The organism is Paracoccus sphaerophysae (genome assembly GCF_000763805.1).
In the GTDB taxonomy this organism is placed as follows: Bacteria; Pseudomonadota; Alphaproteobacteria; order Rhodobacterales; family Rhodobacteraceae; genus Paracoccus; species Paracoccus sphaerophysae.
On the sequence record NZ_JRKS01000018.1, the window covers coordinates 34,718 to 53,150 of the forward strand.

Sequence of the window (18,433 nt, forward strand, 5' to 3'; positions counted from 1 at the left end):
GTCCCACCCTCAGTTCGCGGAATAGACGGCGCGGCGCGGGCCGGCCGGCAGCTCCTCGATCCGGCCGCCGCTGCACTGGATGCGGCGGGCGGCGCGCTCGATCAGCGCCGGGCGGTGGGCGATGACGATCCGGGTGATCGGCAGCTGCGCGATCAGGTCCGCGATGGCGCGTTCGGTCGGTTCGTCCAGGTTCGCCGTGCCCTCGTCCAGCAGCAGCAGGCGCGGCCGGCGATACAGCGCCCGCGCCAGCAGGACGCGCTGGCGCTGCCCGCCCGACAGGGCCGAGCCCATGTCGCCCACCAGCGACAGATACTGCATCGGCATCCGCACGATGTCGTCATGCACCCGCGCCGCCGCCGCCGCCGCCACGACCCGTTCCATGTCCATGTCGGGATCGAAGAAGGCGATGTTGTCGGCGATCGAGCCCGACAGCAGCTGGTCGTCCTGCGCCACGACGCCGATCTGCCCGCGCCAGGCGCGCCACAGTTCCGGCGCGGCCGGCTGGCCGTCCAGCAGGATCTGGCCCGCCTCGGGCTGGTTCAGCCCCAGCAGCAGCTTGGCCAGCGTCGTCTTGCCGCCCCCCGACGGGCCGGTCACCGCCAGGAAATCGCCCGGCGCGATCGCCAGCGACACGTCATCCAGCACCAGCGGGCTGCCGGCCCCATAACGGAACGAGACGTTGCGCAGCTCGATCCCGCCCTGCACGTCGATCATCCGCGGCGGGCGGTCGTCCTGGTGGGCGACGTCCGGTTCGGCGGTCACGATGTCGGCCAGTCGTTCCAGGTGCAGGCGCAGCAGGCGGAACTGCATGATCTCGTTGACGAGCGACAGCGAGCGGTCGCTGAAGGTCTGGCGGAAGGACAGGAACGCCATCAGCATCCCGACCGAGAACCCCTGCGCGTTCAGGATCATCCGCGCGCCCAAGTAGATCACGAGCACCGTCTGCACCCCGATCACGGCGTTCTGCAGGAAGCGCAGGGTGATCTCGTAGCGGCCGACCCGGACCGAGCTGTTGATGACCGCGGCATAGCGGTTGCGCCACTTGCCCTCGCGGTCGGTTTCGCCGCCCATCAGCCGGATCGTCGGCATGGCGCGGACCGTCTCGATCAGGTGCGACTGTTCCGAGGCCATGGCGACGATGTTTTCCTCGGTCGCGGCGCGGGTCGCGGGATAGAAGGCAAAGCCCAGCCCCAGCACCATCAGCAGCGAGGCGACCACGACCACCGCGAGGATCGGCGAATACAGGAACAGGATGAAGGCCGCGATCACCGCCATCGCCCCGTCTACCAGCGCCGAGATCATGCCGCGGGTCAGCGCGTCCTGGATCGCGTTGGTGGATTCGATCCGGGACATGATGTCCCCCACATGCCGCTTTTCGAAGAACGGCACCGGCAGCCGCAGCAGGTGGCGCACGATGTTGCCGACCACCTGGAACGACATCATCGACCCCAGGAGCCGCAGCACCCAGTTCCGCAGCGCCTCGAGCGCCGCGTGCAGCACCGCGAGCGCCCCGAAGCCCAGCGCCAGAACCGTCAGCAGGCTGCGGTCGGCGCGGCCGATCGCCTCGTCGACGACCAGCTGCAGGTGGAACGGCATGGCGAAGGTGGCGATCTGGAACACCACCGACAGCGCCAGCACCTGGAAGATGGCGGCGCCCATGCCTTCGGTCCGCGACCACAGGCTGGTCAGCCGCACCGGCATCCGCGCCCGGGTCTTCTGGAAGTTGCCCGCCGGCGCCAGTTCCAACACCACGCCGGTGAAGTGGTTCGACAGTTCGTCGATCGACAGGGTGCGGGCGCCCCGCGCGGGGTCGTGGATGACCGCCTTGCGCTTGCTGACGGACTTGAGCACGACGAAGTGGTTCAGGTCCCAGTGCAGGATCGCCGGCAGCCGGACATTCCCCAGCGCCTGCAGCCCGACCCGCAGCGCACGCGGCGCCAGCGACAGTTGTTCGGCCAGCTGCATCAGGTTGCGCAGGGTGGCCCCGGTCAGCGACAGCGAAAACCGCTGGCGCAGCCCGTTCAGGTCGATGTCGTGGCCGTGATAGCGCCCGATCATCGCCATGCAGGCCAGCCCGCATTCGGCAGCCTCGGCGCCGCGGATCTCGGGCAGGCGGCGCCGGCCCATGAAGTTCAGCTCGGCAATGCTCATCCCAGTCGCCCCACCGCATAGATCGGATCCAGAAGCCATTCGACCAGCGTCCTGCGGTCGATGACGATGCCGGCGGACAGCAGCATGCCGGGCTGCACCGGAATGGCCTGGCCATAGGCCTGCACGGAATCGCTCTCCATCCCGACCTTGACCCGGAACACCGGCTCGTTGATCTCGAGCCCCGGGATCGCCACCTCGCCGGGCGCCAGCACCGTGCGCGACACGCTGCGCACCGTCCCGTTGGCGGCGCCGAATTTCTGATAGGGGAAGGCCTGATACATCAGCTGCACCTCTTGTCCCGGGGTGATGAAGCCGGCCGAGCGCGAGGGCACGTACAGCTCTGCCTCGAGCGTCGAGCCTTCGGGCGTCAGCACCGCGATCACCGATTGCGGCGGCACGGTCTGGCCCCTCGACACCGGCACGGCCACCACCCGACCGGCCACGGTGGCGCCGGCGCGATACACGTCGCGGACGGCCAGCTCGGTCCCCTGCTGGGCCAGCTGCGCCTCGCTGGCGCGGGCCTGCGCCTCGGCGGCGCGGATCGACAGCGGCAGGGTCTTGAGCTGCGCCTCGACATCGCCGATCTGGCGTTCGGTCGCCATGACGCTGCTGCGCAGGGCGTCCAGTTCCTGCTGGGCCGACAGCACGGCCATGGCGCTTTCCTCGACGTTCTTCTTGCTGGCATAGCCGCGGTCGGCGATCTTGCGGACCCGCTTGGCGTCGGCCTCGATCAGCGCCAGCCGCTCGGCCATGGATTCGACGCGGGCGCGGCTCTGGTCCAGTTCGCGCAGCATGCCGTCGCGCTGGGCCTTCAGGCTGACCTCCTGGGCCTGCAGCTTTTCGCGTTCTGCCTCGGCCTGGGCGCGGACCGCCTCGATCTGGTTCTTCAGCTGCTTCTGCAGCGCCAGCCCGGCGCTGCCATCCTCGAGATCGGTGGACAGCCGCAACTCGGCCAGCGCCTCGCCGGCGGCAACCTGGTCGCCCTCGGCGACCGAGAGCTTTTCGATGATCCCGCCCTGCTGGGCGGTGACGCGGATCAGCCCGCCTTCGGGCACGACCCAGCCGACGACGGTTTCCATCCGGGCATAGGTGGCGGTGGCGGCGAAGATCGCCGCGCCCGCAACGACGACCACGGCCAGGATGATCAGCGCCCGCATCCGCATCGACAGCGACAGCATCACCTCGCCGTCCAGCGACCGCGACTGATAGGCAACGGCCTGCTGGCGAAACAGCGGGATGGGCTTGTCGCCGGACTGTGCGCCCGCCCCGGCGTTGGGCTGCTGTGCGGTGTGGCCCTGTGCGCGGGCATGACCGTCCGACCCGCCCGAAGCAGGTGTGTCCTTGTCCGTCATTGCGTGATCCGGGTTGTTGCGCCAGGGTGGCGTCGGAGGCCCTACACCTCCGACGCCTGAGAGGCGGGTCGGCCCACTTTGGTGGGCCGGCCGTTCAGCGGAAGAAGTCCCGCGCGATGTTGTAGGACACTCCGGTGCTCGAGATGTACACCATCGCCATCCAGAACGGCAAAACGCCGCCTGCGACTTCTTCGATGGCGTCGTCCGTCAGGACGTTGATCTGCCGGTCGTGCTCGGCGGTGAGTTCGAGGTTGGTCATCATAATGATCCTTTCTGGTCCTCAGTTGAGGATTTGCATGCCGAAGTTGTAGCCGAAGACGATGGCGAGCACGAACACGACCGCGATCAGTGCATTTTCAGCGGTATAAAGTCCCATTGTTCTCGCTCCGTTGCCGATCCGTGTTCAGCGGCTGGAAAGCCAGGCCAGGCCGGTCCCAGTGCCGATGCCGGCCACCAGCGCGCCGCCGATTTTCCAGGCGACCGGGATCGCCGCCCAGGCGATCGCCCCCGACACGTCGTCGACATCGGCCGCGTTCAGTTCGACCAGCGCGGTTTCGTTCAGGTCGGTGACCAGCTGCAGTTCGGTCTTTTCAGCAAACATCCTGTTTCTCCCTTGATTGCTGTCGAGTGCCCCGATCGGGGCGGGTCAGCCGGCAAGCCGGCGGATGATCCACCAGATTGGCGGATAGATGGGACCGGGCAGGATGATGCGGCTGCCGCCCACCCGGGCGGTGGACGCGTCGTCCAGCTCGATCAGTTCGGTTTCGCCGTGCCGGGTCATGGCGGCCCTCACAGCCAGATCGGCCAGCGGGGCCAGTCGGGCACGGGCCAGCACGGCGGCATCGGGAAACGCGGGCGCGGCAAGATCCCGGCGCCCGCGACGCCGTCGATTGCGTCCTCGCCGAGGACCTCGACCACCGCCTCGGCCGAACTGTCGCGGGCCTGCGCCATCACTTGACCTCCAGGCAGGGCAGCGGCGGAAAGCTGGGCCATTTCGGGGGCCACGGCAGCGGGCAGCGCGGAAGCGGCAGCGGGATGCAGTCGATGATACCGCCCGACACATGGTCGAGCTGGCGGTCATCAAGCTCTGTCATGATGGGTTTCATCGTTGTTCCTCTGTTGGCGCCGGGGCTTCTCCCGACGTGTTCATGAGGACACGGAGCGGCCCGGCTGCACAGTCACCGGATGTGCTAGGCGACCTAGGCCGTCCGACCCACGCTTAGGGCCGCGCCGCCCGGAGGCTAAGCCCGCTGACCGGCCGCCGCCGGTGCCCGGCGCGGCAAAGGACGATTCCCGACCTGGTCACCGGGCGTAAACGGCGCCGGGGGGACTAGGCTGCCGGCCTGGGCGGTTTGGCGTTCGGGAGGATGGAGACTGCCGGACGGGGCCATGACCCGGGCGATTGCCGTCCCGTCCGGGCGGCCACGGGCAAGGGCCGCGCCCGAGGCTCAGCCGCCGGTGTGGCTCATGTGGCGGGTCATCTGGCCACCCACGCCGCGGGAATAGTCGAAATCGTGGCCCTTGGGCTTGCGGGCGATGGCGGCGCGGATTGCCTGCCGCACCGGCTCGTCGTCGGGGCTGGCGCGCAGGGCTGACCGCAGGTCGGCGCGGTCCTCCTGCCCCAGGCACATGAACAGCTCGCCCGTGCAGGTCACCCGCACGCGGTTGCAGCTTTCGCAGAAATTATGCGTCAGCGGGGTGATGAAGCCGATCTTCTGCCCGGTCTCCTCGACCCGGACATAGCGGGCGGGACCGCCGGTGCGCTCGGCCAGTGGCGTCAGCGTCAGCCGTTCGGCCAGACGGGCGCGCAGGTCGGACAGCGCCCAGTACTGGTCGAGGCGGTTTTCATCGCCCATCTCGCCCATCGGCATGACCTCGATGAAGGTCAGGTCGTGGCCCTGGGTCGCGCACCAGTCCAGCAGCGCGAACAGCTCGTCCTCGTTGAAGCCCTTGAGCGCCACGGCGTTGATCTTGACCCGCAGCCCGGCATCCTGCGCGGCACGGATGCCGTCCAGCACCTGCGGCAACCGGCCCCAGCGGGTGATCGCGGCGAACTTGTCGGGGTCGAGCGTGTCCAGCGACACGTTCACCCGGCGGACCCCGCACTCGGCCAGTGGTCGGGCAAAGCGCGACAGCTGGCTGCCGTTGGTGGTCAGGGTCAGCTCGTCCAGCCCGCTGCCCAGACGCTGCGCCATCGCCTCGAAGAACGACATGATGTTGCGGCGCACCAGCGGCTCGCCACCCGTGATCCGCAGCTTGCGCACGCCGAGGTCCACGAAGGCCGAGGACAGGCGCTCCAGTTCCTCGAGCGTGAGCAGGTCGGCCTTGGGCAGGAACTGCATGTGCTCGGACATGCAGTAGGTGCAGCGGAAGTCGCAACGATCCGTCACCGACACCCGCAGATAGGTGATGGGGCGGGCGAACGGGTCGATCAGGGGCGCGGCGTCGGACATGCCTGCTAGATAAGCCCGTGGCGCGAACGGCACAAGGACGGCAGGAATTCGCCCGCACACGCGCTGTTGCGTGGACAGGCCGCCTGCGAGGCCTCACCGTCCGCGGCACGCCTGCACCGACACAACGAACGATACCGAGGGACCGACCATGAAGACCGCACGCCTCGCGCTGATCCTGCCGTTCCTGGCACTGGCCGCCTGCGAGACCACGACCGCTGACCCGACGCCGCGCCCCGCACCCCGCACCCCGGGCGTCACCGTGGCCGTCTCGCCCGCCGCGTCCGACGCCGCCGCCGCAGCCGCGGCAGAGGCGCGCACCGGGGCCATCCCCGACACCATCGCCGCCGGCACGCTGCAGCGCCCGGCCGGCTCGCGCAGCGTCGCCCAGCTGGACGCCTCGGCCGCCGAAAAGGCGGCGGCCAGCAAGCCCGTCGCGACGGGCGGCCGGCTGGGCACGACCGTTGCCTCGCTGGGGGACGCGACGCAGGGCGGGTTCTGGATCAAAACGCCGCTGGTGCGGTCGATCGGCAAGGGCCGGATCGTCAACCCGGCGACCGGCAAGTCGGTCAACGTGGACCTGCTGCCGCTGAGCGGCCCGGCCTCGGCCGGCAGCCAGGTGTCGCTGCCGGCGCTGACCACGCTGGGCGCTGACCTGACCGACCTGCCCGAGGTCGAGGTCTACAGCGTCTGATCTGGCTCCCCTGTGACGGCCCCTAGTCCGGGGGCCGTCACGTCTCGGGATGGCGGGCGGTCTGGGCCCACTCCCGCCCCGCGTCACCACCCCACAGCAGCCAGGCGATGGACCCGGCCGAGGGGTTGGCCGCATCGTCCCAGCGCCCCCGCCCGCGCAGATGCGCAAAGCGGGCGAACCACGCCGCCATGACCCGCAGGTCCCGCGCCGTCTGGGGGTCGCCCGCAGCCAGCGACGCGGCGCGGGCCAGCCCGACCTTGGTGCCGCCTCGACCGTGCCGGGCGCGCAGGTCCAGACCCCGGCGCGCCGCCTCTGCCACGGCGGCGGGCGGAACGAACCGCTCCGCCGCCCCGCCGAGTCCCAGCGCCGCGAGTTCGGCCGCGACCGCCGGGGGCAGCCGCGTCACGCGGCGGGCATCCGCGCCTCGACCATGCCGGCATACCAGCTGGATCCGAAGGGGATCGCGTCGTCGTCGAAGTTGTAGGCCGGGTGGTGGACCATCGCCGTGTCGCCGTTGCCGACGAAGATATAGGCGCCCGGCTTCTGTTCCAGCATATAGCTGAAATCCTCGCCGCCCATCATCGGGGCGACGTCGGTGTTGACGTCGGCGGACAGGTCGCGGGCGACGCTGATCGCATGGCCGGTTTCCTCGGGATGGTTGACGGTCACCGGATAGCCGCGGTGATAGGTCACCTCGACCTGCGCGCCGAAGGCCGCCGCGATCCCCTGCGACACGCGCGAGATCCCGGATTCCAGCTGCGCACGGACGCCGGGATCGAGGCTGCGCGCCGTGCCCTTGAGCCGCACCACCTGCGGGATCACGTTATAGGCCGTCGAATCGGTCTGCACGACGCAGGTCGACACGACCGCGTTCTTCAGCGGATCGACGTTGCGCGACACGATGGATTGCAGCGCCACGATGATCTGCGCGGCGATCAGGGTCGAATCGATGCATTCATGCGGCTTGGCGGCGTGGCCGCCCTTGCCGGTCACGACGATGTCGAACTGGTCCGCCGCGGCCATGATCCCGCCCTCGCGGATCGCAAAGCTGCCGACCGGGATGCCGGGCATGTTGTGCATGCCGTAGAATTCCTGGATGCCCCAGCGATCGACCAGCCCGTCCTCGACCATCGCGAGGCCGCCTGCCCCGCCCTCCTCGGCGGGCTGGAAGATGACCACCGCGGTGCCGTCGAAATTGCGCGTCTCGGCCAGGTACTTGGCCGCGCCCAGCAGCATCGCGGTGTGGCCGTCATGGCCGCAGGCATGCATGACGCCGGGGGTCTTGGACGCATAGTCGAGCCCGGTTATCTCGTTGATCGGCAGCGCGTCCATGTCGGCGCGCAGCCCGATCACGCGGCCCCGCGTGTCGGTCTTGCCGCGGATCACGCCCACGACGCCGGTCCGGCCGATGCCCTCGGTCACCTCGTCCACGCCGAATTCGCGCAGCAACTCGGCGACGCGCCCGGCGGTGCGGTGGACCTCGTAAAGCAGCTCGGGATTTTCGTGGAACTCGCGCCGCCAGGCGGTGATTTCCGGAAGCATCTCGGCAAAGCGGTTCTTGACGGGCATGATCGGTCTCCTTGTGTCGGCACAGGGTGACGCGGGCGGCAGGGCGGCGCAAGCGTCATGCGGCTGTTGCAGGGACGGGGCACAGATCGCGCCGTTGCCCCTGCCGAGGATGAAACGATGTTCCCTGCCGCCCGGTTTGCCGCGCTGGCCGCGCTTTTGCACAGCGGCGCGATCTTCGGCTTTTTCTTCGCCTGGGTGTGCTCGACCATGTGGGGGCTGGACCGGCTGCCGGCCGACGTGGCGATCGCGGCGATGCAGGCGATGAACGCCAGCGTCCGCAACGTCGTCTTTGCGCCGGCGTTCTTTGCCACCGGGCCGGTGCTGGCGCTGGCGGGCGCACTGGCCTGGCGCGCGGGCAGCGGCCGCGCCGCGCTGTGGTTCGCGGCCGCCGCCGTCGCCTATGTGGGCGGCGCGATGCTGCCCACGCTGCTGGTGAACGTGCCGATGAACGAGGCGCTGGCGCAGGCCGACCCGGCCGACCCGCATGCCGGCGCGCTGTGGGGCGCCTATTCCGCCCGCTGGCAGGGCTGGAACCAGCTGCGCACCGTGGTCAGCGGCGCGGCGCTGCTGATGTGCGGGCTGGGCCTGCTGTCACTGAACCCCGGCGCCTTGGCGGTCAGCCATGCGTCACCGGGTCGACCAGCACCCGGTGCCCCGGCGCAACCTCGCGATAGGTCGACCGCGGCGGCTGATAGCCCAGCGGGTGGATCGGCGACGGGATCGGCTTGAAGTTCAGGTCCTCGCTGATCTTCTTCTGCCGCGGATCGGCGACCGGCACCGCCGACATCAGCTGCCGTGTATAGGAGTGCTGGGGGTTCTCGAACACCTGCCGGCGGGTGCCGATTTCCACGATCCGGCCCAGATACATGACCGCGACGTGGTGGCTGACGCGTTCGACCACGGCCATGTCGTGGCTGATGAACAGCATGGAAATGCCCATTTCCTGCTGCAGCTCCATCAGCAGGTTCAGCACCTGCGCCTGCACCGACACGTCCAGCGCCGACACCGCCTCGTCGGCGATGATGAGTTTCGGCCGCAGCGCCAGGGCGCGGGCGATGGCGATGCGCTGGCGCTGGCCGCCGGACATCTCGTGCGGATAGCGGCGCATGAAGCTGCGCGGCAGTTCCACCCGGTCGAACAGCCCGGCGATGCGGTCCTGGCGTTCCGATTTCGACCCGATGCCATAGTTCAGCATCGGCTCTTCGAGCTGGTCGTACAGCTTCATCTGCGGGTCTAGCGACGCGAAGGGGTCCTGGAAGATCATCTGCATGTCCTGCCGCGCCCGGCGCAGCTGCCCCGGTCCCAGCGCCAGCACGTCGGTGCCGCCCAGCCGGATCGACCCCGAGGTCGGTTCCACCAGCCGCAGGATCGAGCGCCCGCAGGTGGACTTGCCGCAGCCCGATTCGCCGACCAGCGACAGCGTCTCGCCGCCGTTGAGCGTGAAGGACACGTCCTCGACCGCGTGGACCTGCGCCACCGTGCGGCGCAAGAGCCCGCCCCTGACTGCAAAGCGCGTGCAGAGGTCGCGGACCTCCAGCAGCGGCTGTGGGTTTTCCACGACGATGGGCCGGGGCTCGATCATCTCGCCGCCGCGCATCAGGCGCAGCGGGATCGGCGCGTCAGTGCCCTGCATCTCGCCCAGCCGCGGCACCGCGGCCAGCAGCGCCTTGGTGTAATCCTCGCGCGGGGATTCGAAGATCTGCTCGACGGTGCCTTCCTCGACCTTGTCGCCGCGGAACATCACCACCACGCGGTCGGCCATCTGCGCCACCACCGCCATGTCGTGGGTGATGAACAGAACCGCCATCTGCTTTTCGCGCTTGAGCCGGTTGATGAGCGCGAGGATCTCGGCCTGGATCGTCACGTCCAGCGCCGTCGTGGGCTCGTCGCAGATCAGCAGCCGCGGCTCGCAGGCCATCGCCATCGCGATCACCACTCGCTGGCGCATGCCACCGGACAGCTCGTGCGGATACTGGCCCAGGCGGCGTTCGGGTTCGGGGATGCGGACCTCGCGCAGCAGTTCCAGCGCGCGGGCAGTGGCCTGCGCCTTGGTCATCCCACGATGCACGATCAGCGATTCGGCCAGCTGGTCGCCGACGGTGAAGACCGGGTTCAGCGAGGTCATCGGCTCCTGGAAGATCATCCCGATCTGGTTGCCCCGGACCTTTCGCATGGCGGCGTCAGTCTGCCGGGCCAGGTCGATGGGCCGGCCGTCGCCGCGGTCGAACAGCATGACGCCCGCGTCGATCCGCCCGCCGCCATATTCGACCAGCCGCATCAGCGACAGCGAGGTGACCGACTTGCCCGACCCGGATTCGCCCACCACGGCCACGCATTCGCCGGGGCGGATGTCGAAGCCGATCTCCTTGACGCCCTCGACCCGGCCCTCGCGGGTTTGAAAGCTGACCCGCAGCCCGTCGATGGACACCAGCGGCGCCTGCGCCGACCCTGCAGCTGCGTCATCCAGCATGTCACCCAGACTCCCTTGCGCGGCCTCTGGCGGGCCGATCCGGGGAAACGTGCCGTCTGCCGCCCCGGTTTGCAAGCGTCCCGGTCCGCCCGCCCGGCGGCGACGTCACGGAGCGGTGATGTTTGCGCTTGCAATCCCGTGCGGCTGGCGCTGAAACTGCCGCCATTCCGCGGGACCGCCCCGCCAGAACGGAACGACACAAGTATACGGACCGGCCGCCGGAGGACCGCCACACAAGGCTCCGCGGCCCAACAAATCCAACATCGGGAGACTGCAGATGAAACTCAAGACGACGCTGATGACGGGCGCCGCCGCGATCATGGCGCTGGCTACTGCCGCGCACGCCGAACGAGGCACCGACGGCCAGGTCAACATCCTGTATTCGCAGGCCATCTCGACGATGAACGGCTATATGTCGGGCGGCACCAAGGACATCGAGGCCGGCAGCCTCGTGCTGGAACCGCTGGCCGGCTTCGACGAGAAGGGCAACATCATCCCGCGTCTCGTCACCGAGATCCCCAGCAAGGAAAACGGTGGTATCTCCGAGGACCTGACCTCGATCACCTGGAAGATCAAACCCGACCTCAAGTGGTCGGACGGCACCCCCTTCACGTCCGAGGACGTCAAGTTCACCGCCGAATACTGCATGCATCCGGAAGGCGGCTGCGCCCAGCTGGCCCGATATGAAGGCGTCAAGTCGGTCGAGGCGGTCGATCCGCTGACCGTCAAGGTCACCTTCGAAGGCCCGCAGGCGAACCCCTTCACCGCCTTCGTCGGCGCCACCTCGCCGATCCTGCAGAAGGCCCAGTTCGAAAAGTGCCTCGGCACCGCGGCCTCGACCTGCACCGAACAGAACACCAAGCCGATCGGCACCGGCCCGTTCCGCGTCACCGACTTCAAGGTCAACGACGTCGTGATGCTGGAGGCGAACCCGAACTATCGCGACCCGGCCAAGCCGGCCTTCGCGACCGCCATGGTCAAGGGCGGCGGCGACATCGAGGGCGCGACCCGCGCCGTGATGGAAACCGGCGAGTTCGACTATGCCTGGAACACCCAGGTCAACCCGGAACTGCAGGAACAGATGAAGGCCGCCGGCAAGGGCGTCTTCGAGGTCGCCTTCGGGACCCTGGTCGAGCGGATCGAGCTGAACCAGACCGACCCGTCGTCGGACCTTCCGGCGGACGAGCGGTCCACCGTCAAGCACCCGCACCCGTTCCTTTCCGATGCCAATGTCCGCAAGGCCCTGTCGATCTCGCTGGACCGCCAGGCGCTGTCCGACATCGGCTATGGCGAAGCCGGCCGCCCGACCTGTGACCTGGTCCCCGCGCCCGAGCAGTACGCGGCCAAAAACGACAGCTGCCTCAAGCAGGACATCGAAGGCGCCAAGAAGCTGCTGGACGAAGCCGGCTGGGTCCCGGGTGCTGACGGCATCCGCGAGAAGGACGGCAAGAAGCTGAAGGTCCTGTTCCAGACCTCGGTCAACCCGGTTCGGCAGGAATTCCAGTCGATCATCAAGCAATGGTGGTCGGAAATCGGCGTCGAGACCGAGCTGAAGCAGGTCGACGGGTCGGTGTTCTTCGGCGCCGATGCGGGCTCGCCTGACACGCTGCAGAAGTTTTATGCCGACGCGCAGATGTACGCCAACAACTTCGACGGTACCGATCCGCAGCCCTATCTGGCCCAGTGGACCTGCGACAAGGCGCCCTCGCCGGCCAACCAGTGGCAGGGGGAGAACTACAACCGCTACTGCGACCCGGCCTATGACGCCGCGGTCAAGGAGATGCTGAGCACCACCGACGAGGCCAAGCGCGGCGAGCTGGCCAAGAAGCTGAACAACATGATCACGGTCGATTCGAACGTGACCCTGCCGCTGATCGACCGCGGCCGCTTCTCGGCCCGATCCAACACGCTGGGCGGCGTGGTGATGAACGTCTGGGACAGCGAGCTGTGGAACGTCTCGGACTGGGTCCGGGTCAAGTGAGCCTGACGTGACAATCCGGCCGCCCCGACGTGGCGCAGGGCGGCCCCATACTTTCCGGGACAGGCGCTCATGCTGACCTATACCTTGCGGCGGATCCCGATGGCGATCCCGTCGCTGCTGTTCATTTCGCTGGTGATCTTCCTGCTGCTGGAACTGTCGCCGGGCGATCCGCTGGGCAGCGTGCCCCTGACGGTCCCGCCCGAGGTCAAAGAGAAGATGCGCGAGGCGCTGGGGCTGGGGCAGGCCTGGTACATCCGTTATTTCCTGTGGCTGAAGCAGTTCTTCTGGATCGAGCCGATGCACTGGTTCGACGCCACCTTCGGCACCGCGATCGTCGAGGGGCAGCAGCGCATCATCAGCTTCCAGTCGCGGGTGCCGGTGTTCGACGTGATCGCGCAGCGCATCCCGCAGACCCTGACCGTGGTGGGCTTCAGCTACCTGGTCGGCGTGCTGATCGCGATCCCGATCGGGATCATCTCGGCCTACAAGCAGTATTCGTGGTTCGACCAGCTGGGCACCTTCCTGTCGATGGTGGGCTTCTCGATGCCGACCTTCTTCACCGGGGTGGTGCTGATCATCATCTTTGCCGTGAACCTCCAATGGTTCCCGTCGGTCTATGACACGACGCTGCGGGTCACCGACTGGGCGAGCTTCTGGAAGCAGGTGCGCCAGATGGTGATGCCGGTGACGGTTCTGGCGCTTTACAACGCCGCGCAGATCAGCCGCTTCATGCGCGCCTCGATGCTGGACAACCTGCGCCAGGACTATGTCCGCACCGCCCGCGCCAAGGGGCTGTCGGAAAAGACGGTGGTGCTGAAGCACGTGCTGCGCAACAGCCTCATCCCCGTCGTCACCGTCATCGCGCTGGGGCTGCCGGCCGTCTTTGGCGGCGCCATCATCACCGAGCAGGTGTTCCGGGTGAACGGGCTGGGGCAGCTGCTGATTTCGGCGATCCAGGCCAACGACATCCCGATGGTGCTGACGCTCACCTTCATCTTTGCCATCCTGATCGTCGTCTTCACGCTGATCGCCGACCTGCTGTATGGCATCCTTGACCCGCGGATCCGCTATGACTGACCCCGTCACCCCGTCGAACGCTGCCGCCCGCGCCGCCGAACCGGCCCGCGATACGGCCGAGCTGATCCGCGAGACCGCCTCGAACGCGGTGTCGCCGGCCGCCTCGACCCTGCCGCCGGACGATCCGGTCAGCGCGAGCCCGGGCACGCCCGCGACCCGCAGCCAGTGGCGGGACGTGTGGGCGCAGTTCCGCAGCCACCGCGGGGCCATGATCGCGCTGGTGCTGTTCGTGCTGATCCTGCTGTTCGTGCTGGTCGGCCCCTGGGTGTGGCAGGTGGACGCGACCTTCGTGGACATCCGCGCGCGGAACAAGGGTCCCAGCTGGGCGCATCCGCTGGGCACCGACCAGTTGGGCCGCGACACGCTGGCGCGGCTGATGGCGGGCGGCAAGACCTCGATCGCGGTGGGGCTGACGGCGATGATCATCGCGGTGACGCTGGGCAGCCTGATCGGCATCCTCGCCGGGTTCTACCGCCGGCTGGACGCGCCGCTGTCGCGGCTGATCGAGCTGTTCCTCGCCCTGCCCCTGCTGCCGCTGCTGCTGCTGATGGTGACGCTGTTCCGCGAGCCGCTGGCCAAGAACCTCGGTGCCGGGCTGGGGACGTTCCTGCTCATCGTGGTCGCCATCGGGGCGACGTCGTGGATGCAGGCGGCGCGGATCGTGCGCGGCGACGTGCTGGGGCTGAAGGAGCGCGAGTTCATCCTCGCCGCCCGGTCCATCGGCACGCCCAACCGGCGCATGGTGCTGCGCCACATCCTGCCCAACGTGCTCAGCCCGATCATGGTCGCGGCGACGCTGGGCATCGCCAGCGCGATCATCACGGAATCGGCGCTGTCCTTCCTGGGGCTGGGCTTTCCGCCCGACTTCCCGACCTGGGGGCGGCTGCTGTTCGACGCCATCCCGCAGATGCAGACCTATCCGATGCGGGTGATCCTGCCCGGGGCGCTGATCTCGCTGACCGTGCTGACGGTCAACTATATCGGCGACGGGCTGCGCGACGCGATGGACCCGCGGATCCGGGGGCGATAGGCGCCGGACCGGGGCTCTGCCCCGGACCCCGGGATATCTGGGACCGCCCGAAATTTCAGCCGCGGGCGATCTCGATGGCAGTGGTCAGATGCGGGGCCGGAACGATCAGCAGCATCGGGCCGGTGACGGTGAGGTCGAGCGGGCCGGTGATCTCGTTCGAGGTGCCGATGCGCCCGTCCGGCGCGAAGTCGATGCCGTCCACCGGCCAGCGCAGCCCGGTTCCCGAGGCGGTGGCCTGCCCCATCGGAAACAGCGACACCCGCGTCCCCGCGGGCAGGTCCGCACTCACGCGGCGCGGGCAAGCCAGCATCGCATCGGCGCCGGCCAGCAGCACCGTCGGCGGCCCGACCCGGCGCACCAGCGCGTTCAGCGCCGCCAGCGTGTGATCGAGCCGCGAACCCGAGAAGCCGACCGCGATCACGAAGGGCGCGGCGATGCGGGTCAGGCATTTCTCGAAATCGGTGCTGTCCTGCTCGGCCACGGGATGCAGCACGTCCGCCAGTTCCCGCCGGGCCGCGTCCGAGATGCTGTCCAGATCGCCCACCACCGCCGCCGGCCCCTGGCCGTGTGCCAGCGCCGTATCGGCGCCGGAATCGGCGGCCATGACGACCGGCGCCAGGGCCAGGGCCGCGGCCAGCGCCTGGGGCGCGACCTGCCCGCCGCCGATCAGCGTCACCCCGGTGGCGCTGATCAGGACCGGCGTCATTCCTCGCCGCGGCCGATGCCGCTGAACACCCGGCGGAACGGGATCGCCCAGGCGAAGGCGAGCACCAGATACAGCGGCAGTTCCAGCCAGGCCGGCGGACGGCCGCCGAAACGGTCGCCGACGAAGGCCAGTAGCCACCAGGCAAAGGCCAGATACACCGGCAGCCAGACCAGCAGCAGCACCAGCGACCAGCGTTTGCGCGCGCGCAGGTCCATCAGTCGGCGAACGGGTCGGTGACGAGGATGGTGTCGTCGCGTTCGGGCGAGGTCGACAGCAGCGCGACGGGGCACTGGATCAGCTCCTCGATGCGGCGGACATACTTGATCGCTGCGGCGGGCAGGTCGGCCCAGCTGCGCGCGCCCTCGGTCGACTCGGTCCAGCCCTCGATCTCTTCATAGACCGGCTCGGCTCGGGCCTGCAGCGCGGCGGCGGTGGGCAGGTAGTCGTAATGCTGCCCGTCGACCGTGTAGCCGGTGCAGATCCGCAGCGTCTCGAACCCGTCCAGCACGTCGAGCTTTGTCAGCGCGATTCCGTTCACGCCCGAGATGGCGCAGGTCTGGCGAACCAATGCCGCGTCGAACCAGCCGCAGCGGCGCTTGCGGCCGGTGACGGTGCCGAACTCGCGGCCCCGCTCGCCCAGCCGCTGGCCGATCTCGTCCTCGAGCTCGGTCGGGAACGGGCCCGACCCGACGCGGGTGGTGTAGGCCTTGACGATCCCCAGCACATAGCCGATCGCGCCCGGCCCCATGCCGGTGCCCGACGCGGCCATCCCTGACATCGTCGTGGACGAGGTGACGAAGGGATAGGTGCCGAAGTCGATGTCCAGCAGCGAGCCCTGCGCGCCCTCGAACAGGATGCGCTTGCCGGCCTTGCGGGCGTCGGCCATCACCTTCCAGACCGGCTGGGCATAGGGCAGCAGCTTGGGCGCGATCTCGATCAGCCGGGCCTTGAGCTCGGCGCGGTCGACCGGCTCGGCCCCCAGACCGGCGCGCAGCGGGTCGTGATGGGCGAGCAGCCGGTCCAGCCGCTGGTCCAGCGTTTCCTCGTCGCCGAGGTCCGCGACCCGGATGGTGCGGCGGCCGACCTTGTCCTCGTAGGCCGGGCCGATGCCGCGGCCGGTGGTTCCGATCTTGGCGGCGCCTGCGGCCTCTTCGCGCAGGCGGTCGAGGTCTTGGTGCAGCGGCAGGATCAGCGGGGTGTTTTCGGCAATCATCAGGTTGTCGGTGCCGATTTGCACCCCCTGCCCGCTCAGCTTGTCGATTTCCGAAAACAGCGCCCAGGGGTCCAGCACCACGCCGTTGCCGATCACCGCCAGCTTGCCCGGCCGCACGATCCCCGAGGGCAGCAGCGACAGCTTGAAGACCTGCTCGCCGATGACCAGCGTGTGCCCGGCATTGTGGCCGCCCTGAAAGCGGGCGATCACGTCGCCCCGTTCGGACAGCCAGTCGACGATCTTGCCCTTGCCCTCGTCGCCCCACTGGGCGCCGACCACCACCACGTTCGCCATTCTGGTCCCCTTCGTCCGGTCCGCGGGCGGTATAGCCCTCCGCGCAGGCGCGGGAAAGCGGCTATTCCGCCGCAAGCTGCCCGGCGAGCGTCCCCAGCCAGCGCCGCCGCAGCGATGCGTGGCGGCGGGCGCGGGCGATGGCCTCGGCCGGGGACACGGCGACGAACGCGATCCGGTCGCGCGGGCGCAGCTGCGCCACGCGGTCCAGCTCGCAGGCCAGCACGGTGGCGATCTTGGGGTAGCCGCCGGTGGTCTGGTGGTCGCGCATCAGGATCGTGGGGATGCCGTCGCCCGACACCTGGATCGAGCCCGCGACGATCGCCTCGGACGGGATCGACAGGGCGTCGGCCAGCGCCAGCGGCGGCCCGTCCAGCCGCATCCCCATGCGGTCATAGGCGGTGGTGACCTGCCATTGGGCCGACAGCAGCGCCGGCAGCGCGCCCGGCTGGAAGCGGTGGTCCTGCGGGCCCGGCACGACGGCGATCCGGTGCTGCGGACGGGCGATGACCGGGCACGGGATGCGCCGATCAGCCCCCGTCGTGCCCCCGTCGGTGTCGCGCACGCGCAGCTCGCCGCCCGTGAGCAGCCGGCCGCCGCCGCGGCCCGACATGGTGTTGGTCGCGCTGTGGCCGAGCCATCGCGGGCAGTCCGGCTCGCCGGCAAAGGCAAGGCAGCACCAACCGCCCCAATGGCCGGGGCGGATCGCCAGCCGCTCGCCGGCGCGGACGCGCAGCACCGCCCACGACCCCAGCCGGCGCCCGGCATGTTCCACGACGAAGCCGCCGCCCGCGACGGCCAGCGTCACCGCGCCCTCGACGCAATCCAGCACCAGCCCGCCCAGCGAGACCTCGACCGCCGTCGCATCGGCCGGCCGGCCCACGGCAAGGTTCGCCGCCGCATGGGCCAGGCTGTCCATCGGCCCCGAGCGGGTGACGCCAAACCGCATCAGCCCCGGCCGTCCGCCATCCTGAAAGGCGACATGGGGTCCGGCGAAGACGATGCGGAACCGCGCGTCAGCCATGCAGCGCCCGAACATATTCACCCCGGCCGATCCGCCGCATCACCACCTTGTCGCCGGCGTCGAAGAGGAACGGCCGCGCGGGATCGTCGTCGCGCAGGATGCGCGTGGGCGAGCGCCCGATCCGCCACCACCCGGCCGGCATCTCGACCGTGGTGACGATGCACTGCGCCCCGGCGATGATGACGCTGCCCGCCGGCACCCCGCGGACCGGCGCCGTCTTGCGCGGCAGGCGGATCGCCTGAGGCAGGCCGGACATATAGGCATAGCCGGGCGCAAAGCCGTACATGCCGACGCGGTAGGCCCCGCCCAGGTGGGCCGCGATGACTTCGTCGGGGGTCAGGCCGGTCAGCCGCGCGACCTCGTCCAGGTCAGGGGCGAGATCGGCGTCATAGCAGACCGCGACCTCGTGGGTCGCGGTCTGCTAT

Annotated in this window: 20 protein-coding genes and 1 pseudogene; 5 read left to right on the plus strand and 16 right to left on the minus strand. The window is 69.3% G+C overall.

All coding sequences use genetic code 11. The features are described 5' to 3' along the window. Positions 1-9: 9 nt before the first annotated feature. From IC63_RS07525 to moaA, 8 genes are all read right to left on the minus strand, one after another. Complete coding sequence (locus IC63_RS07525) at positions 10-2,151, minus strand: peptidase domain-containing ABC transporter (protein WP_198026272.1); 2,142 nt, start codon at positions 2,149-2,151, stop codon at positions 10-12. Next, the gene (locus IC63_RS07530; RefSeq protein ID WP_198026273.1) at positions 2,148-3,503 is read right to left on the minus strand and encodes an HlyD family efflux transporter periplasmic adaptor subunit; all 1,356 of its coding nucleotides are present in this window, start codon (positions 3,501-3,503) and stop codon (positions 2,148-2,150) included. The genes IC63_RS07525 and IC63_RS07530 overlap by 4 nt, the downstream gene beginning before the upstream one ends. Positions 3,504-3,597: 94 nt before the next feature. Beyond that, positions 3,598-3,762 (minus strand): hypothetical protein, encoded by a 165-nt coding sequence (locus IC63_RS18035; protein WP_156965402.1) that lies wholly within the window; start codon positions 3,760-3,762, stop codon positions 3,598-3,600. Positions 3,763-3,906: 144 nt separating this feature from the next. Beyond that, positions 3,907-4,104 carry a hypothetical protein gene (locus IC63_RS07535; protein ID WP_036718625.1) on the minus strand — a complete coding sequence of 66 codons (198 nt, stop codon included), beginning with the start codon at positions 4,102-4,104 and terminating at the stop codon, positions 3,907-3,909. Between the two features lie 45 nt (positions 4,105-4,149). Beyond that, positions 4,150-4,284, minus strand: coding sequence for a hypothetical protein (locus IC63_RS19065; protein WP_269634712.1), 135 nt, complete (start codon positions 4,282-4,284; stop codon positions 4,150-4,152). An 8-nt stretch (positions 4,285-4,292) separates the two neighbouring features. Beyond that, positions 4,293-4,454: a hypothetical protein gene (locus IC63_RS18040; protein ID WP_156965403.1), complete on the minus strand. Its 162-nt coding sequence runs from the start codon at positions 4,452-4,454 to the stop codon at positions 4,293-4,295. Then, positions 4,454-4,609, minus strand: a complete 156-nt coding sequence (locus IC63_RS18045) for a hypothetical protein (protein ID WP_156965404.1) — start codon at positions 4,607-4,609, stop codon at positions 4,454-4,456. The genes IC63_RS18040 and IC63_RS18045 overlap by 1 nt, the downstream gene beginning before the upstream one ends. 342 nt (positions 4,610-4,951) lie before the next feature. Further along, positions 4,952-5,956, minus strand: coding sequence for a GTP 3',8-cyclase MoaA (gene moaA, locus IC63_RS07540; protein WP_036718627.1), 1,005 nt, complete (start codon positions 5,954-5,956; stop codon positions 4,952-4,954). 148 nt (positions 5,957-6,104) lie between these two features. Here moaA and IC63_RS07545 point away from each other — a divergent pair, with 148 nt between their 5' ends. Then, a complete protein-coding gene (locus tag IC63_RS07545; RefSeq protein ID WP_036718628.1) occupies positions 6,105-6,647 on the plus strand; it encodes a hypothetical protein in 543 nt (180 codons plus the stop codon). Between the two features lie 37 nt (positions 6,648-6,684). On the opposite strand, the gene IC63_RS07550 is transcribed toward IC63_RS07545, so the two are convergent. After that, on the minus strand, positions 6,685-7,053 hold the full coding sequence (locus IC63_RS07550) for a hypothetical protein (RefSeq protein WP_198026274.1): 369 nt from the start codon (positions 7,051-7,053) through the stop codon (positions 6,685-6,687). Then, positions 7,050-8,216 (minus strand): M20 aminoacylase family protein, encoded by a 1,167-nt coding sequence (locus tag IC63_RS07555; protein ID WP_036718629.1) that lies wholly within the window; start codon positions 8,214-8,216, stop codon positions 7,050-7,052. Before IC63_RS07555 ends, IC63_RS07550 begins: the two co-directional genes overlap by 4 nt. Before the next feature lie 117 nt (positions 8,217-8,333). On the opposite strand from IC63_RS07555, the gene IC63_RS07560 reads away from it, so the two are divergent. Continuing rightward, entirely contained in the window at positions 8,334-8,945 is a 612-nt protein-coding gene (locus tag IC63_RS07560) for an anthrone oxygenase family protein (protein WP_084115621.1), read from the plus strand. On the opposite strand, the gene IC63_RS07565 is transcribed toward IC63_RS07560, so the two are convergent. Beyond that, positions 8,833-10,686, minus strand: coding sequence for an ABC transporter ATP-binding protein (locus tag IC63_RS07565; protein WP_036718630.1), 1,854 nt, complete (start codon positions 10,684-10,686; stop codon positions 8,833-8,835). The genes IC63_RS07560 and IC63_RS07565 overlap by 113 nt on opposite strands. Before the next feature lie 277 nt (positions 10,687-10,963). Here IC63_RS07565 and IC63_RS07570 point away from each other — a divergent pair, with 277 nt between their 5' ends. The 3 genes from IC63_RS07570 (at position 10,964) to IC63_RS07580 (ending at position 14,774) form a co-directional block, all read left to right on the plus strand. After that, positions 10,964-12,667, plus strand: coding sequence for a peptide ABC transporter substrate-binding protein (locus IC63_RS07570; RefSeq protein ID WP_036718632.1), 1,704 nt, complete (start codon positions 10,964-10,966; stop codon positions 12,665-12,667). 69 nt (positions 12,668-12,736) lie between these two features. Beyond that, positions 12,737-13,744, plus strand: a complete 1,008-nt coding sequence (locus IC63_RS07575) for an ABC transporter permease (RefSeq protein ID WP_036718634.1) — start codon at positions 12,737-12,739, stop codon at positions 13,742-13,744. Further along, positions 13,737-14,774: an ABC transporter permease gene (locus IC63_RS07580; RefSeq protein WP_084115623.1), complete on the plus strand. Its 1,038-nt coding sequence runs from the start codon at positions 13,737-13,739 to the stop codon at positions 14,772-14,774. Before IC63_RS07575 ends, IC63_RS07580 begins: the two co-directional genes overlap by 8 nt. 55 nt (positions 14,775-14,829) lie before the next feature. Here the strand turns inward: IC63_RS07580 and IC63_RS07585 are convergent, their stop codons facing one another. From IC63_RS07585 to IC63_RS07605, 5 genes and pseudogenes are all read right to left on the minus strand, one after another. Continuing rightward, positions 14,830-15,480, minus strand: coding sequence for a thiamine diphosphokinase (locus IC63_RS07585; protein WP_036718636.1), 651 nt, complete (start codon positions 15,478-15,480; stop codon positions 14,830-14,832). Continuing rightward, positions 15,477-15,695: a DUF2842 domain-containing protein gene (locus tag IC63_RS07590; RefSeq protein WP_036718637.1), complete on the minus strand. Its 219-nt coding sequence runs from the start codon at positions 15,693-15,695 to the stop codon at positions 15,477-15,479. The genes IC63_RS07585 and IC63_RS07590 overlap by 4 nt, the downstream gene beginning before the upstream one ends. After that, positions 15,695-16,987 (minus strand): adenylosuccinate synthase, encoded by a 1,293-nt coding sequence (locus tag IC63_RS07595; RefSeq protein ID WP_036718640.1) that lies wholly within the window; start codon positions 16,985-16,987, stop codon positions 15,695-15,697. Before IC63_RS07595 ends, IC63_RS07590 begins: the two co-directional genes overlap by 1 nt. Before the next feature lie 61 nt (positions 16,988-17,048). Then, positions 17,049-18,008 (minus strand): 5-oxoprolinase subunit C family protein, encoded by a 960-nt coding sequence (locus tag IC63_RS07600; RefSeq protein WP_036718671.1) that lies wholly within the window; start codon positions 18,006-18,008, stop codon positions 17,049-17,051. After that, positions 18,001-18,411, minus strand: a pseudogene (locus IC63_RS07605) (5-oxoprolinase subunit B family protein); the annotation flags it as partial. The gene IC63_RS07600 and the pseudogene IC63_RS07605, both read right to left, overlap by 8 nt. Positions 18,412-18,433 lie beyond the last annotated feature (22 nt).

Bases quoted from the DNA above. Each gene is read 5' to 3' on its own strand.
- IC63_RS07585 (WP_036718636.1), bottom strand. From the start codon at position 15,480: ATGACGCCGGTCCTGATCAGCGCCACCGGGGTGACGCTGATCGGCGGC.
- IC63_RS18035 (WP_156965402.1), bottom strand. From the start codon at position 3,762: ATGACCAACCTCGAACTCACCGCCGAGCACGACCGGCAGATCAACGTC.
- IC63_RS07590 (WP_036718637.1), bottom strand. From the start codon at position 15,695: ATGGACCTGCGCGCGCGCAAACGCTGGTCGCTGGTGCTGCTGCTGGTC.
- IC63_RS18045 (WP_156965404.1), bottom strand. From the start codon at position 4,609: ATGAAACCCATCATGACAGAGCTTGATGACCGCCAGCTCGACCATGTG.
- IC63_RS07595 (WP_036718640.1), bottom strand. From the start codon at position 16,987: ATGGCGAACGTGGTGGTGGTCGGCGCCCAGTGGGGCGACGAGGGCAAG.
- IC63_RS07580 (WP_084115623.1), top strand. From the start codon at position 13,737: ATGACTGACCCCGTCACCCCGTCGAACGCTGCCGCCCGCGCCGCCGAA.
- IC63_RS07600 (WP_036718671.1), bottom strand. From the start codon at position 18,008: ATGGCTGACGCGCGGTTCCGCATCGTCTTCGCCGGACCCCATGTCGCC.
- IC63_RS07545 (WP_036718628.1), top strand. From the start codon at position 6,105: ATGAAGACCGCACGCCTCGCGCTGATCCTGCCGTTCCTGGCACTGGCC.
- IC63_RS07530 (WP_198026273.1), bottom strand. From the start codon at position 3,503: ATGACGGACAAGGACACACCTGCTTCGGGCGGGTCGGACGGTCATGCC.
- IC63_RS07575 (WP_036718634.1), top strand. From the start codon at position 12,737: ATGCTGACCTATACCTTGCGGCGGATCCCGATGGCGATCCCGTCGCTG.
- IC63_RS19065 (WP_269634712.1), bottom strand. From the start codon at position 4,284: ATGACCCGGCACGGCGAAACCGAACTGATCGAGCTGGACGACGCGTCC.
- IC63_RS07565 (WP_036718630.1), bottom strand. From the start codon at position 10,686: ATGCTGGATGACGCAGCTGCAGGGTCGGCGCAGGCGCCGCTGGTGTCC.
- IC63_RS18040 (WP_156965403.1), bottom strand. From the start codon at position 4,454: ATGGCGCAGGCCCGCGACAGTTCGGCCGAGGCGGTGGTCGAGGTCCTC.
- IC63_RS07525 (WP_198026272.1), bottom strand. From the start codon at position 2,151: ATGAGCATTGCCGAGCTGAACTTCATGGGCCGGCGCCGCCTGCCCGAG.
- moaA (WP_036718627.1), bottom strand. From the start codon at position 5,956: ATGTCCGACGCCGCGCCCCTGATCGACCCGTTCGCCCGCCCCATCACC.
- IC63_RS07560 (WP_084115621.1), top strand. From the start codon at position 8,334: ATGTTCCCTGCCGCCCGGTTTGCCGCGCTGGCCGCGCTTTTGCACAGC.
- IC63_RS07555 (WP_036718629.1), bottom strand. From the start codon at position 8,216: ATGCCCGTCAAGAACCGCTTTGCCGAGATGCTTCCGGAAATCACCGCC.
- IC63_RS07570 (WP_036718632.1), top strand. From the start codon at position 10,964: ATGAAACTCAAGACGACGCTGATGACGGGCGCCGCCGCGATCATGGCG.
- IC63_RS07535 (WP_036718625.1), bottom strand. From the start codon at position 4,104: ATGTTTGCTGAAAAGACCGAACTGCAGCTGGTCACCGACCTGAACGAA.